Source organism: Chlamydiifrater phoenicopteri (genome assembly GCF_902807005.1).
Classification (GTDB): domain Bacteria; phylum Chlamydiota; class Chlamydiia; order Chlamydiales; family Chlamydiaceae; genus Chlamydiifrater; species Chlamydiifrater phoenicopteri.
Genome location: NZ_LR777658.1, coordinates 1110253 through 1125592 on the forward strand (window position 1 = coordinate 1110253; position 15340 = coordinate 1125592).

9 protein-coding genes and 1 tRNA gene are annotated in these 15340 nt (G+C 40.4%); 5 read left to right on the forward strand and 5 right to left on the reverse strand.

Features of this window, described 5'->3' with window-relative positions; all coding sequences use genetic code 11:
* Positions 1-21: 21 nt before the first annotated feature.
* The 4 genes from clpX to KJA58_RS04820 form a co-directional block, all read right to left on the reverse strand.
* Positions 22-1293 carry an ATP-dependent Clp protease ATP-binding subunit ClpX gene (clpX, locus tag KJA58_RS04805; RefSeq protein WP_213358283.1) on the reverse strand — a complete coding sequence of 424 codons (1272 nt, stop codon included), beginning with the start codon at positions 1291-1293 and terminating at the stop codon, positions 22-24.
* Between the two features lie 8 nt (positions 1294-1301).
* Positions 1302-1904, reverse strand: a complete 603-nt coding sequence (locus KJA58_RS04810; RefSeq protein ID WP_213358284.1) for an ATP-dependent Clp protease proteolytic subunit — start codon at positions 1902-1904, stop codon at positions 1302-1304.
* A 203-nt stretch (positions 1905-2107) separates the two neighbouring features.
* On the reverse strand, positions 2108-3442 hold the full coding sequence (gene tig, locus KJA58_RS04815) for a trigger factor (RefSeq protein ID WP_213358285.1): 1335 nt from the start codon (positions 3440-3442) through the stop codon (positions 2108-2110).
* A gap of 47 nt (positions 3443-3489) precedes the next feature.
* Positions 3490-3561, reverse strand: a tRNA-Gly gene (locus KJA58_RS04820).
* A 213-nt stretch (positions 3562-3774) separates the two neighbouring features.
* Here KJA58_RS04820 and KJA58_RS04825 point away from each other — a divergent pair.
* The 5 genes from KJA58_RS04825 to KJA58_RS04845 all read left to right on the forward strand — a co-directional run bounded on the left by KJA58_RS04825 (position 3775) and on the right by KJA58_RS04845 (position 14161).
* On the forward strand, positions 3775-7275 hold the full coding sequence (locus KJA58_RS04825) for a DEAD/DEAH box helicase (protein WP_213358286.1): 3501 nt from the start codon (positions 3775-3777) through the stop codon (positions 7273-7275).
* Positions 7276-7279: 4 nt separating this feature from the next.
* A complete protein-coding gene (locus tag KJA58_RS04830) occupies positions 7280-8380 on the forward strand; it encodes a rod shape-determining protein (protein ID WP_213358287.1) in 1101 nt (366 codons plus the stop codon).
* Positions 8377-10170 (forward strand): phosphoenolpyruvate carboxykinase (GTP), encoded by a 1794-nt coding sequence (locus tag KJA58_RS04835; RefSeq protein WP_213358288.1) that lies wholly within the window; start codon positions 8377-8379, stop codon positions 10168-10170. The genes KJA58_RS04830 and KJA58_RS04835 overlap by 4 nt, the downstream gene beginning before the upstream one ends.
* Before the next feature lie 170 nt (positions 10171-10340).
* Positions 10341-12941 (forward strand): CT620/CT621 family type III secretion system effector, encoded by a 2601-nt coding sequence (locus KJA58_RS04840; RefSeq protein WP_213358289.1) that lies wholly within the window; start codon positions 10341-10343, stop codon positions 12939-12941.
* A gap of 11 nt (positions 12942-12952) precedes the next feature.
* Positions 12953-14161 carry a CT620/CT621 family type III secretion system effector gene (locus KJA58_RS04845; RefSeq protein WP_213358290.1) on the forward strand — a complete coding sequence of 403 codons (1209 nt, stop codon included), beginning with the start codon at positions 12953-12955 and terminating at the stop codon, positions 14159-14161.
* 62 nt (positions 14162-14223) lie between these two features.
* Here the strand turns inward: KJA58_RS04845 and KJA58_RS04850 are convergent, their stop codons facing one another.
* Entirely contained in the window at positions 14224-15276 is a 1053-nt protein-coding gene (locus KJA58_RS04850; protein WP_213358291.1) for a hypothetical protein, read from the reverse strand.
* Positions 15277-15340: the final 64 nt, after the last annotated feature.

Here is a 15340-nt window from a genome sequence, read left to right on the forward strand (position 1 = left end):
CGTTATCTTAACTAGACTTTACTATGCAATAGCCCGTGGTGTCCTTCGAATAACTTCGGGAAGTTCATTGTTAATAATAGTCTCTTCCCTGATGCAAATCTTTTCGACCGTAGGGTCAGAAGGTATCTCAAACATTAAGTCTCTCAAAAGATTTTCTAAGATCATTCCGAGAGCCCGAGCACCAGTTTTCACTTGCTTAGCTTTCTTAGCTATAGCATACAGGGCTTCTTTCTCAAAGATTAACTTTACGTTTTCTTCCGCAAACAGTTCAGTGTATTGTTTGACAATAGCGTTAGTTGGCTCTGTGAGGATAGCAACAAGCTCATCTAGAGATAGCTCTTCACAATTAACAATACAGTTAAACCTCCCAATAAACTCAGGGATCATACCAAAAGCAATCAAATCTTCTGTTTCGACTTTAGACAATAAATGGTCTTTATATTCCTGAGACAGAGTCGTACTATCATCGGTGAATCCGATAGCTGTTTTTCCTAGGCGTTTAGCAATGATCTTGTCTAAGTTAACAAAAGCTCCACCGACGATAAAGAGCATATTTTCTGTATTTACACGGATACACTCCTGATTGGGGTGCTTTCTCCCGCCTTTTGGTGGTACATTAGCTACGGTGCCTTCGATAATTTTTAACAAAGCTTGCTGTACGCCTTCACCTGAGACGTCTCTAGTGATAGAAACGTTCGCTGTTGTTCTTCCGATTTTATCTATTTCGTCAATGTAGATGATACCTCTTTCAGCCAAAGCAACGTCATAGTCTGCAGCTTGAAGAAGTCTCAATACGATATTTTCTACGTCTTCTCCTACATAACCAGCTTCTGTGAGTGTCGTAGCATCAGCTATCGTAAAGGGGACATCAAGAATTTTAGCTAATGTTTTAGCAATTAAAGTCTTCCCTGAGCCTGTAGGGCCAAGAAGAAGAACATTAGATTTCCCGTAACCGACAGTTTTATTTTGCAACAGAGCGCGTATCCTTTTGTAGTGATTGTAGACGGCCACAGCTATGGTTTTTTTTGCTCTTTCTTGTCCTACAACATATTTGTCTATGCAATTTTTTATTTCTATAGGAGTTAGAACCTTGAGATCCTTGGTCTCAGCAGAAGAAGAGTCGTGTCCTGCAGAACTCTTCTCCGGCACTGCTGAAGGTTTTTTCTCTAAAATTCCCGAGCACAATCTGATACAATGATCGCAGATGTATACTGACGGTCCTGCTATAAGTTTCTCTACATCTTGTTCTGAACGACCGCAAAAAGAACAGAGCGTCAAATTTTTTTTATTCATAGATAAGCTTAAGGTAAAAGGTCTTTGTCTTTTGCTGAAGTAACTACTTTATCTATAAGGCCATAGGCTATGGCTTCTTCAGCTCCCATAAAAAAGTCTCTCTCAGAATCAGCTAAAATTTTTTCTACCGATTGCCCAGTGCATTCGGATAAGATTTTGGAAAGATGCTTTTTTAAAGTTAAAATTTCTGCAGCTTGTAATTGAATGTCTGCTGACGTTCCCATAATTCCTCCGGAGGGCTGGTGAATCATCATACGACTGTGGGGCAAAGCGTGTCTTTTTCCTTTCGTCCCTGCTGAGAGAAGAAGCGCCCCCATAGAAGCTGCTTGACCTATACAATAAGTATTTACATCGCACCCGAGGAAGCGGATAGTGTCATAAATGGCTAATCCTGCAGTGATGTATCCTCCAGGAGAATTAATGAATATTTGGATATCTTTTTTAGGATCTTCGGACATTAAAAATAGCAGCTGAGCAATGACTGTGTTTGCCAGAGGTTCGGTGATTTCTTGACCAATCATCACAATACGATCCTTGAGGAGCCGTGAATAAATATCCATTGCACGCTCGCCTCTTCCCGTATCCTCTACAACATATGGAACTAAAGTCATTCTTCATCCTCTCACAAAATTGTTAAGGGGGTTTGCGTTTTGCAAGAAAACCCCCGGGGATTCTTAAGAACTCTTCATTACCGGACTCCAGAATTGCTAGAAAAGATTTTCTGCAAGAGGTCCTCTGGCAACAAAAGTTCTCTTTAAAATCCCGAATTCTATGATTAAGGCCTTACAGGGTCAAGTTTTTTCCTGAAGAAACCTTACGTAGCAGCTGGCGATGGGAGGGAACAGCATTTTTTCAAAACATGTTCCATAACTTTTTGGTAAGTTAAACGCTCCCGTGCTGTTGCTACCAACTCTTTCAATACGTCATTAGTTATAGCGTCTTTTGGGGGATTAATGCCAAATCGTTCACGAGAACACAGCTCTAGAGCCATTTGAAGCTCTTCCCTTGCAATTTGTAATTTTTCTTGTTGGAAGACGCCGTGGATTAAGAAAGACATCTTTACGATACGAGTAGCTTCTTCTTCCGCTTCCTTCTGTATTTCTTCCTTGCGTTCCTCAAGTTCTGCATCGGAACAGTACTGAATTAAGCGAGCATTCAATAACTTTTCTCGAACAATAGCGTCCAATCGACTTTTGTATAGGGTCTCAGGGAGTTCGAACGTAACGGCGTCTGCTAAAGCTTTTTCTGCTGCAGCTAACTTCTTAGCATGCAAATCATTTTTTGCTTTATTTGTAAGTTGGATTCGTAACTTTTCTTTCAAATCTTCTAGAGACTCAGCATGCACTTGGCGTGCTTTCTCATCATCTAATTCAGGAACCTCTACCTCTATGATAGAATTAACGGTGAAAATTAGAGTGTCTCCTCTGAGGAAGGATTTGATGTCCTCAGACTCTATTTTTTCAACAATTTTTGCTCCTGTAGCAACGTTGAGGAATTTATCTCTGAAAACGTCGCTCATCTCATCTTGAGATAATTTGAAATATTTGTTCTCGAAAACGGGGACTAAAGAGTCCTCCTGGCCGTCAGATCCTTCAGAAACATGTAGAGACAGGGAAATAAAGTCCCCTTCTTGAGAGTTTCTTGTTACAGGAGTCTTCGTTGCAAAAAAGTAGGCAACATTTTCGAGTCCCAAGCGCATATCTTCTTCGGAGACAGAAGGTTCCTCGGGGAAAGCTTCTGCTAGAGAAAGTCTATCTAAATCTACGTTTGGAACAACAGGGAAAGACTCATAGCTCACAGCAACTTCAGCGCCCTGTTCATTGAGGCTTTCGATTCTTATGTAGCGAAAAGCGTGTTCTGATAAAGGGGGCTTCTTAGCGAGATTACAAAGAGACTGATAGGCGGCTCTAATGACAGCTTCTCTTAATCCTTTGTCTAAAGAGGAGGCGTACTTAGAAATCACAACGCTGTCAGGAGCTTTCCCTTTGCGGAAACCTGGCAGGGTAATACTTTTTTTTATATCCTTTATGGTCTTTTTTCTTAGGTCTTCTAGAAGTTTAGGAGAAACGATTACGGAAGCGGTAACGACACATCCAGGCTTTTCTTCTAAGTTTATAGAGAAACTCTCGTTTTCAAATTTCTGAGACACTTAATCACCTTTTATTGTGTAAGAGAGGACTTTTTTCTCAAAGCGAAAGCGGGTGATGAGGCTTGAACTCACGACCTTCACGTTGGCAACGTGGCGCTCTACCACTGAGCTACACCCGCACTAGAAACAAACGCTGTAGGGAGACCATACTAGTGATTTATAGAGTTTTTAGCAAATGTTAGCGTTATTAAAATGTTTGATAAAAGTTTTTTGGTATATTGCAGGGGTAAAAGTGCACTAAAATTTTTCGTTGATTTACACTGTACAAACGAGTACAAGTAAGCAAATTCTGTAAATGCTATTAAAGTTAAAGACTCCAGATTAGAGGGGAAATGCTCAATTTTCGCAAATTACGACGAGATTTTTCTGCAAACGTTCTTCAAGAAGGAAGGGAATTGTTCGATCAAGGAACGGTTCTAAACGGTAAAATCCTGTCTATGGACGGCGAAACAGTTCGGATAGGAGCTCAAGTTCGAGGCCCTTATGATAACGTTTATGAGTGCGAGATTGAGGTGGATAGAAATGAATCAGATACTATCGATTCGAATTGCGACTGCTCCTACAACTACGATTGCCAGCATATCGTAGCCTTACTTTTTTATTTAGAGCAAAATTTCAATGAAATGGTTGTGGCTTACGCCAAAGAAACCGATCTAGAGAAAGATGGCGCTATCGAGGAAGATGTAAAAAGAGAGCTTCAAGAAACTTTCGAAGAGGCTGCAAGTAGAGAGGAAGAAAGAAAAGATCGAGAGCATCAAAAAGAAATTTTAAGCGAGTACATTCATGCTTCTCAAACGCTCAGTGCTAACCCGTTCTTTTTGCCTTTGGAATATCTGGAAAGAGATTCAGCAGAATTGGCAGTACTGTTTACCGGAAACTCCTCTGAAGAGGTTTTTTCTTCAGGTCGCATAGAGTTTCAGTTGGTGCTGAGGATGCCTTGTCGTTCAAAGCCTTTTTACGTCCCAAATATAAAAGTTTTTCTAGAAGGAGTGCTTTATCAGGAGCCAATAGTGTTAAGTGGTAGACGGTTCTTCTTTACTATGCAGTCTTTTTCTCCTTCTGATCGAAAGATGATTGATTTGTTAACTCGGTATGCCAGATACGCTAGTGTGAATAGTGACGAGCGATTGTTAAAGTCTGCTCAACTTTCTTCGGCTTCTCTTGGTGTGATTTTGGCCAAAACATTTGAGCATCAGCTGGCAGAGCGTAGTGGTCAGTCTTCTGAGAGAGAGAGCTTTTCGGGAATTTTTTGTGGCAATTTAGAGGAGCCTCTTTGTTGGTCAGCTACGCCAGCGAAAATGAAATTCCACTTAGATCTATTCGATACTCCGTACAAAGCTGTCCTCATGACTCCCTCCCTTATAGTTGATGAGGAGGAAATTCAGCCGGAGCAAGCTCTTCTATTGGAGTCAGACGCCCCTGGTATCATTTACAAAAATGTGTACAGGAGGTTTTCTTCTCAGATTAAGCGAACACATCTAAGATCGTTTGCTCAGTTGCGAGACGTAACTGTTCCTGAACCATTATTTGGGTCTTTCAGAGAAAACGCTTTGCCTGTCTTCAGGGAGTATGCTGAAGTTTCCAATGTTAATGTTTTGAATTCGTTTGTAACTCTGCCTTTCGTAGAGGAAGTGAAGGCTGTCTGTGACATGAGCTATTTAGATGGGGAGTTGGAGGCCAAGCTACATTTTCTTTACGGTTCGTTGAAAATTCCTGCGTCACCACTGTCCTTACAGTACAAGGATATTTGTGCCTTTGTTAAGGAGGAAGGGATTTTATCAAGAAGTTTAGTAGAAGAACGAAAGATGATAGAAGAAGTCTTCTCTGGCTTTATTTACGATGAGCGCGATGGAGCTTTTCATGTTAAAAGTGAAAAGAAGATTGTCGAGTTTATGACGGAAACTATTCCCAACAACCAACATCGTATAACGTTCAACTGTCCAGAAAATCTTTCTGAGCAGTTCATTTATGATGAGACGGTGTTTGATTTACATTTTCGGGAAGGAAGCGATGTAAACCACTGTGAGGCTGAACTGAAGGTCAATGGGCTGCTCAAAGGCACGAGCATGGACTTATTGTGGGATTGTATTAGTGCTAAGAAGCGGTTCTTGGAGCTGTCTCCTAAGGCAGGACAGGTTAAGGTTGCCGGTAGAAGAAGCAAAACAGCAACAACATCTAGATTGCCGTGTATTTTGGTGCTGGATTTGGAAAAAATCGCCCCTGTTGTACAGATTTTCAATGAACTAGGGTTTAAGGTTCTCGATAATTTTGTTGAGAAATGTCCTTTGTGGAGTTTGACGGGAGTATCTGCAGAGCATTTTTCTGGATTGCCAGTGAATTTCACTATGAGTGATAAGTTGTTGGAAATACAGAAACAAATTCGAGGGGAAGTAGAATTCTCTTCTCAAGAGGTGCCCACGCAAATTCAAGCTACGTTGAGAAATTATCAGACAGAAGGTGTGCGCTGGTTGGAAAGGCTCCGAAAAATGCATCTCAACGGCATTTTAGCTGATGACATGGGGCTTGGAAAAACTTTGCAAGCTATTATTGCGATCACTCAGAGTAAAATGGAGAAAGAAGGAGGGCCTTCGTTGATAGTATGCCCAACTTCTTTGGTATACAATTGGAAGGAAGAGTTTCGTAAATTTAATCCAGATTTTAAGGTCCAGGTTATAGACGGAGTTCCTTTGCAGCGTAGGCGACAGTTAGCTGCTTTACAAGATTACGATGTTGTTATTACTTCCTACAACCTGTTACAGAAAGATGTAGAGGTTTATAAGGATTTTGTTTTTGACTATGTGGTTTTAGATGAAGCTCATCATATCAAAAACAGAACTACACGCAATGCTAAGTCTGTCAAGATGATTAAAGCCAACCACCGCTTGATATTGACAGGAACGCCTATAGAAAATTCCTTAGAAGAGTTGTGGAGCTTGTTTGACTTCTTAATGCCTGGCTTATTAAGTAGCTATGATCGGTTTGTTGGTAAGTATATTCGTACAGGCAATTACATGGGGAACAAAGCGGATAATATGGACGCTTTGAAAAAGAAAGTGGCTCCATTTATTCTTCGTCGAATGAAGGAAGATGTCTTGGAAGACTTGCCTCCTGTTTCGGAGATTTTGTATCATTGTCATTTAACAGAGTCTCAGAAGGAGCTTTATCAATCGTATGCTGCTTCAGCCAAGCAAGAGCTTTCTCGGCTTGTTAAGCAAGAAGGATTTGATAGGATTCATATTCATGTATTAGCTACACTTACCAGGCTTAAGCAGATTTGTTGCCATCCGGCCATTTTTGCTAAGAATGCTCCAGAGCCTGGAGATTCAGCGAAATATGACATGTTGATGGATTTATTGGGGTCTCTGGTAGATGCCGGTCATAAGACAGTCGTATTTAGTCAGTATACGAAGATGTTAACGATTATTCGTCAGGATTTAGAGGCAAAAGGTATACCGTTTGTTTATTTGGATGGTTCTACCAAGAACAGGCTAAGTTTAGTTAATCAATTTAATGAAGATCCGTCATTAGCAGTATTTTTGATCTCCTTGAAAGCTGGAGGGACGGGATTAAATCTTGTCGGAGCAGACACAGTCATTCACTACGATATGTGGTGGAATCCAGCAGTTGAGAATCAAGCAACAGATCGTGTGCACAGAATAGGTCAAAGTAAATCCGTTTCTTCTTACAAGCTGGTAACGTTGAATACCATTGAAGAGAAGATTTTAAGTTTACAAAATAGGAAAAAGAGTCTTGTCAAGAAAGTGATCAACTCGGATGATGAGGTCATTTCCAAGTTGACTTGGGAAGAAGTTTTGGAATTACTGCAGATATAACATTATGATTTCCCACAGAAATCTTTCCAAGATTCGGAATCTTTCTAACCGTTTATACAACAAAACGTTGTGTCGGTTTGATAAGGTCTTCAATTTTTTTTCTGGTAACATAGGTATTGACTTAGGCACTGCGAACACTTTGGTCTATGTCAGAGGGCGAGGTATTGTTCTTAGTGAGCCTTCCGTAGTAGCTGTGGATGCTAATACCAATGAAGTTTTGGCTGTAGGACATAAAGCTAAGGCCATGCTGGGTAAAACGCCTAGAAAGATTATGGCCGTTCGCCCCATGAAAGACGGGGTTATTGCTGATTTTGAGATAGCTGAGGGGATGCTTAAAGCTCTCATTAAAAGGGTAACGCCTGCCAGGAGTATGTTTCGTCCTAAGATTCTTATAGCTGTTCCTTCAGGAATTACTGGAGTAGAGAAGCGTGCGGTCGAAGATTCTGCCATTCATGCTGGGGCTCAAGAAGTTATTCTTATTGAAGAGCCTATGGCTGCAGCAATAGGGGTGGATCTCCCTGTCCACGAGCCTGCCGCTAGTATGATTATTGATATTGGTGGTGGAACAACGGAAATAGCCATTATTTCTTTAGGGGGTATCGTAGAATCTCGATCACTCCGTATAGCGGGAGATGAGTTTGACGAGTGTATCATTAATTACATGCGGCGTACATACAATTTAATGATAGGACCTCGTACTGCGGAGGAAATTAAAATTACCATAGGTTCTGCGCACCCTCTTGGTGATCAAGAGCTTGAGATGGAAGTTCGCGGTCGGGACCAGGTTGCTGGTTTGCCCATCACCAAGCGTATCAACTCTGTAGAAATCAGAGAATGCTTAGCAGAACCTATTCAACAAATTATAGAGTGTGTGCGTTTAACTTTAGAGAAATGCCCTCCGGAGCTGTCTGCAGATCTTGTAGAAAGAGGAATGGTTCTTGCTGGTGGAGGAGCTTTAATCAAGGGTTTGGATAAAGCTTTGACAAAGAATACAGGTCTTTCCGTTATCACAGCGCCACACCCGTTGCTCGCTGTATGCTTAGGGACGGGAAAAGCTTTAGAGCATTTAGATAAATTCAAAAAGCGAAAAGGAAGTATGGTATGAGTACAGAAGAGCTCATTCATCATGAGGGGTTGAAAGCTTGGATTTCTGAAGTGGCGGCTCTCACTCAGCCAGATTCTGTTCATATTTGTTCGGGTTCTCAGGAGGAATTTGATGCTTTAACTGCTGAGATGGTTAAGAGCGGGGAGATGATTCCTCTGAATTCAAGTAAAAAACCTGGATGTTTTTTAGCTCGGTCTGCTCAAGAAGATGTTGCAAGAGTTGAAAAACGAACATTTATATGCACCTCCACTAAAGAAGAAGCTGGGCCAACGAATAACTGGGAAGATCCAACGGTTATGAGAGAGAAGCTAACAAAGCTTTTCAAGGGCTGTATGAGAGGCAGGAAGATGTATGTAGTACCTTTCTGCATGGGGCCTTTAGATTCAGAATTTTCTATTATTGGAGTGGAAATTACAGATTCTCCTTATGTCGTTTGTTCTATGCGCATTATGACCCGCATGGGTAGTTCTGTATTGAAGGCTCTTGGCACTTCTGGAAAATTTCTTCGATGTTGGCATAGTGTTGGAAAACCTTTATCTCCTGGAGAAAAGGATGTTCCATGGCCTTGCAATCCAGAAAACATGTATATAGTCCATTTCCAAGATGACGCGAGCGTCATGTCTTTTGGAAGTGGATATGGCGGAAATGCTTTGTTAGGGAAGAAGTGTATCGCGTTAAGGATTGCTTCCTATATGGCTAAGACTAACGGGTGGTTGGCTGAGCATATGTTGATCATTGGAGTCACCAATCCTGAAGGTAGGAAGAAGTATTTTGCAGCTTCATTCCCAAGCGCTTGTGGAAAGACAAATTTAGCTATGTTACAACCAAGGATTCCTGGGTGGAAAGTAGAATGCATAGGCGATGATATTGCATGGATTCGGCCAGGGAAAGACGGAATGTTGTATGCTGTAAATCCGGAATATGGATTTTTTGGTGTTGCGCCAGGAACATCGGAGAAAACAAATCCAAATGCTTTAGCCACATGTTCTAAGAATACTCTCTTTACTAACGTTGCTTTGACAAAAGACGGAGACGTATGGTGGGAAGGGCTTACGGATACTCCTCCAGAGGGCCTAATTGATTGGCTGGGAAAAGCTTGGACTCCAGGAGGGGCTCCGGCTGCTCATGCCAACTCTAGATTTACCGCGCCACTGCAACAGTGTCCTTCCTTAGATTCCGCATGGAATAGTGCTGAAGGAGTGCCTTTATCAGCAATTATCTTTGGAGGAAGGCGTTCGGATACAATTCCTTTAGTGTATGAAGCTCTTTCATGGCAACATGGAGTAGCTATAGGAGCAGGAATGTCTTCGACTACCACAGCAGCAATTATTGGAGAGCAAGGAAAGTTACGGCATGATCCCTTTGCCATGTTACCGTTCTGTGGTTATAACATGGGAGATTACTTTGCTCACTGGTTATCCTTTGCTAACAACACGAATTTAAAATTACCTAAGATTTTTGGCGTTAATTGGTTTCAAAAAGATGCCCAAGGTAATTTTATTTGGCCTGGGTTTAGCGAAAATCTTCGAGTATTGGAATGGATGTTCAAACGTACAGATGGAGATGAAACTATAGCGCAAGAGACTCCTATAGGGTATTTGCCTGCGAAAAAAGCTTTAAATTTAGACGGGTTACAACTGGAAGATTCTTCTTTGCAGAAGCTTCTGACAGTAGACACTGTCGGTTGGAAGCAAGAGGTGGAGAACATTCGTGAATATTTGAAGCTCTTTGATTCTCATTGCCCTAAAGAGATTTTGGGAGAGCTTGATAGAATATATTCTGCTTTATAGAGTTTTTTAGGAAAAAGGCTCTTTTCTAAAAGCGAAGATTTTTTTCTTCGCTTTTTTTGTTTTAAAGTTACTAGTCTTTTGAGTTTTGTGTTTTTGTTTAAACAAACTTCTTTTTTTCTATTATTTTTATTAATTAAAATAAATAAAAATAGACAAGATAGTTTGGTTTTATGGCTATTGAGCCTAATTATATTTATTACAATAAGAGAATAACAGAATCCTTATTGGGTAATCCTGTTAACTTAAGCGCTAATTTATCTAGGGAAGCGATTCTTTTTCATCAGCTTAATGAAAAGGCTGTTAGTCTTAAAAGTGCTCTAGGATTACTGGAGAATACGATCAGTTTTTATAAAAAACCAGACCCCATTTATCAAGTTACAGAATCCTTTTCGTTAACCAATGATCTTCGAGAGTCCTTACTTCAAGCAGATCAAAGCGTATACGTTAAAGACTCTCAATCGTCGGGATCTTCTTTGTCTCATGTGACAGCATTTCAAAACATCAATAGTAGAGAACTTTCGTACAAAGACAAAAACATAGTCGAGGAGCCAAATAAAGTTTCTGCAGCTGTTTTCATTAATGGCTTAGAAAAAGCTTTTGATTTTTGGACCTCTGATCCTGCTAAAGGAGGGATAGCGCCTTCTGGACAGAAAGAAAGGACTATAGTAACCAAATATCAACAAAAGTTAAAAACTTTGGAATTAGAGTGGGCTTCTATTAATGAGAATGGTGAGAACACTCAATGGTACAAGGATCTATATGCAATCCCTGGTGATTTTATCAAGGAGATAGAGGCTCTGCAGAAGAGTATTCATGAAATTATAACAGAGATAATGAGCCTTGAAGGTAAGAAGCCTACAGTAGAAGAAATAGAAACTTTACAAGAAAAAGTAGGAGCTTTTGAAACTATTCCAGCTTCAGTTAATGAAGACTTGGTAAAGCTCATAGGAAAAAAAGTTACTGTGGAGCTTTTAAAGCCCATCAACGAGCAAATGATAGCTTTTGGAAAAAAAGAGTATCCTAATGTCAATAAGATTAGTGTCTTTTGGCAAGATCTTATGGGCGTGTATCAAGAAATGCTAGCAGCGACTTATCCTGGAGTTGAAGACCTTACAGAAAAGATTTCTGATAACGTAGAATGTATTGATAAGTCCAGAGATTGCATAGGGAAGATCAATAACTTTGTCACCTTATTGAAAGATTTTCTAACTGTAGCGTGGACCCAACCTGGAAAAGAAGACAGTTTTTACGGTAATGCCAGGTACGGAAGCCTTGTCAACAATTATATGTTAATGGGGGATGTATTAAAGCTGCTTTCTGATGGAATAACTAATGATGAAAATTCAAAATGGCCGGATGAAGTTCAAAAGGTATTAAAAGAGTTTCTCAACGCAGCCGGTAGTAGTGACGGGAAGTTTTCCATAGCAAGAACTAAGGAAAATGCCAACATTTCTTGGTCCAAATTTATGGGCGCCTTGTTTGCCTACTATGCTTGTGTAAGAGGGACTGCTTCAACAAATTCTAAACACAGTAACGAATTAGATGCAGAGGTAAAGTACTGGAAAAATCACAACGAAAACCAGTTTGCTAAGTTTGTTCTGCAGGGAGTAGAAGAGGCAAATAATGCTTACCTTAGCATGGTGGGGCAGAATAACAATAGTGGAAAATTCATGTCGTTATCTTATTTTGGGGTGAGGGTTTTTGATGAGACAACAACAGCAGAAGGAGATAAAATAAATCCGCGGTTTCTCCAGCAATTGATGGATTTGGTCAAAAACGATACTACAATTAATTGGGGAGGGTTTCAAGCTATCAAGGATGCAGGAGATAAAGCTGTAGCAGAGATAGAAGCTGAGATTAAGAAAAAAGAAGCGGAGAATGTAAATTTTCTCAAACAAAAAGATCAATTAGTTCCGTCTGCGATGAACTATGCAGAAAGCATGTTGGAGTATCAAAAAGCTTTTATTAGCACCTCTCCTTTACAAACCTCCTACGTTAGTCTTTTGCTAGATAAATATTTCCCTGAGCAGAATCATGTTTTGAAATTAATTGGCGGTCAGATGGTCTTTTCTAATAGGGCTGCTAAGGATTTGAACAAGATTATACAAGACATTACGATGTTTCAGGCTTCGGATGTTTATTACTCGTTATCCTTGTATTTGCGTCAGATGAATTTGCAGGTTGTGGATAATGCGAAAGGAAAGGCTGAAGCGGTTAGGGATAAGGAGTTTGAGAGAACTCAAGCAGATCTAACCAGATGCTATTACATTGATAAAAAGATTGGCGAAATAATAGAAGAGGTAAAAAAAATCTCAGGAGAGGATGATCCCGATCCGGTTAAAAGGAAAGAATTTCTTTATAAGCTGTACCAGTATAAGAACCAGGTAGCTTCTTTACGTCAGAACCTTTGTAACTTAAAAGTATTTTTGCAAGGAATGACTTTTGAGGATGTACCAGAGCCTGGTGCTACGGATAAAGCTTTCAAGGTTTCTATTTATGGTGAACCTTCAGAAACATGGCTTCGTCAGCTAGCTACCTTGGAAAGTTTTGTTGTTGAGGGAGGGAACAAGGGAGAAGTTCCTGGGGGCGAGCAACAGTTTTTGAAAAGTGTTGAAGCTGAAGAACAAAACTACACAACATTTAACCAAAACCAGCAATTGGCTCTGCAAATGGAAACATCTGCTATCCAGCAAGAGTGGACCATTGTAACAACAGGTTTGAGTCTTTTAAACCAGATATTTTCCAAAATCATTCGACGAATTAAATCATAATGCGGGGGATTATGAATAACGATTCTATTAGAAACACATCTGCGACCTCTCGGTTTCCAAAAGTAGAAGAGATGATTAGTCATGTGGATAAGGGCATTCATTCTGAAGTTATCGGAATGGTGGTGGACTACAGTAGATTGCAGCATTATGTTAAAAATCTTAATGAGCTTGTAGTTGTTTTAGAGGGTGCTCAACAAAAGGGTGTCGTAGCAGATAAGCAAGTGGCTAAGAAAGAGTTTTTTAATAATTCAGCGCAATTATCTTCTGTAGCAGTTGTTGCAGAAGAACTTTCTAAAAGGAAGCAGCGTAAAGAGATACAAAAAGCCTTTGAGAAGCATCAAAAACGTTTAGAAGATCTTAGATCGATAACAGCGCCGCAGGCGCTTACGACGGCAGCTCCGATATTTGATGTTCCAGAAAAATCAATTATTACACAGATGCCGTTCCAGTCTGCTTTCGCCTATATTGTTTTGGATAAATATCTTCCTGCACAGGAAGAAGCTCTTTATGCGCTTAGTTTAGAACTTAATTTAGCGGGATATGCTCAAGCTTTGTTCAACCCTGTGGTAGAAACTATTAAAAGTTTCAACTCTGCACCAATTTTCTATAATTTTGGGTCTTACCTGGCGCAAACCATGGGTATGGCTAACTTCAAGGATGGCTACGAAAATGTTTTAGAGAAATATCAAGAAGAAAAGAATTGTGTTGCTACCGATTTAAATTCTATTGAGAATGCTAGTGAGTATTTAAATTCAATTAAAAGAAAAGTGAATGCAGAACCCAATCTGACTCCTGCGCAAAAGTCCGAGCTGAACAAGATATGTGATGAGTATTTGAAGTCTTTAGATGTTTGTTCTAATCAGCTGAAGTCTCTTTTGGTATACCTTAACGGATTAGGATTTATTCGTGGTGCTAGTATTTATGATCCTTCTTATACAGTGATAGGACAAGAATTTTCCTATGTACAAATCCAAGATTTGGAAAATACCGTCGTTGATGGAGATGTTAACGTAGGTACAGGAGAGATTAGCGGAGGACTGCTGACAGTTTTCAATAAGATGGTTTCTGATGTCCAAAGTTATGGTGATTTAGCTCAGACACAACAACTAATGTTGCAGCTGGAGCTTACCGCTATGCAACAAGAGTGGACATTGGTTGCCGCTTCTTTGAAATTACTTAACGGGATGTACAAGGGTTTAACGTCTTCTATTAAGGGGTAGAAAAGAAGTTCTTTGAAAGTCGATAAGGCAGCAAAAGAAGAGATCATTTGCTGCCTGTTCGCTTAGAAGAATATACCGCCGGAGAGATTACAAGCTCTTTGGTATCCCCATCTAGCTTCTACATTGCAGTAGGTTTTGTCTGCGATGAGGTAAGTAACACCTCCACAGATGTTCACTCTATTAAAGTTTTTGAGATTCCTTGTTTTGAAGAAAAAGTTGGTAAACTTTTTTTCTAAGCTAGAGAAACTGATCTCTGGAGCTTCCCATACAGTATTTCCTGTGCTTACAGCTATGTAGGGGATTAGACAATCATTAAAATAGGTGGTGAGACCTATGTTGAAAGCCCATTCTGAGTATCGAATATCGCCTCCGTTGGTGCTGTCAAAGAATATTTCTGGATTAGCCTGATCGTGGACGATGACGTAATCTACGGGACAGGAAGATCGACGATAATCAGCTCCGATGCTTATTAGAGAGACGCCGTCTTTCCATATGACTTTTTTTACGCCGAAATCCCAAGCGATGCCGTAGTTGCTCTTTACTTCGACTAGTCCATTAGTGACTTGCGATTCAGAGGCTAGAGGCGTTTTAGTAAAGTCTCTGTAAGCATTAAGAGGTAACCTATAATAAGTTGCTAGTCCACCCAATTTTGCTGTAAAGGAGAGGTCTAGAAGAGGGAACTGAGCAGGGGAATAATCCTGGAAAGCGACTGTAGCGAATAAGGAGCTAAAGGATACCGAACAGTTTACAGCATTGTAGGTAATATTCTTTGTTGTAGATGTAATTTGAGTGGGGGCAGGAGGCCCTCCAGCTGCTGACGAAGTTGTTGATACAGAGGTTACTACGGGAACGTTTTTGACGGAGGCGCTTTCAGAAAAAATATAGTCGCCGTCGAATCCGAAACGAAAGTTTCCTCCGATGAGAGCGAAAGGATTTATGTCTGGGCAAAGTCTGATCTGCTGACAGCTTGGAGGGTTTGCTGTATAGGGAAGGATAGGGTCGGCAGGATTACCAGCGGGCATGGCTTGTAGAGGCCCACTAGCGAAGATCCCGAAGAAGCTTAAAATGGGGCTAGCTTTTCGTAAAATCCAGGGTCTCAACGGTCTATACAGCATTTTGATGAACATTCTCTTTTCAGTATCCGTGATGCTATCTTTACCAGATGCAGCGAAATAGTAC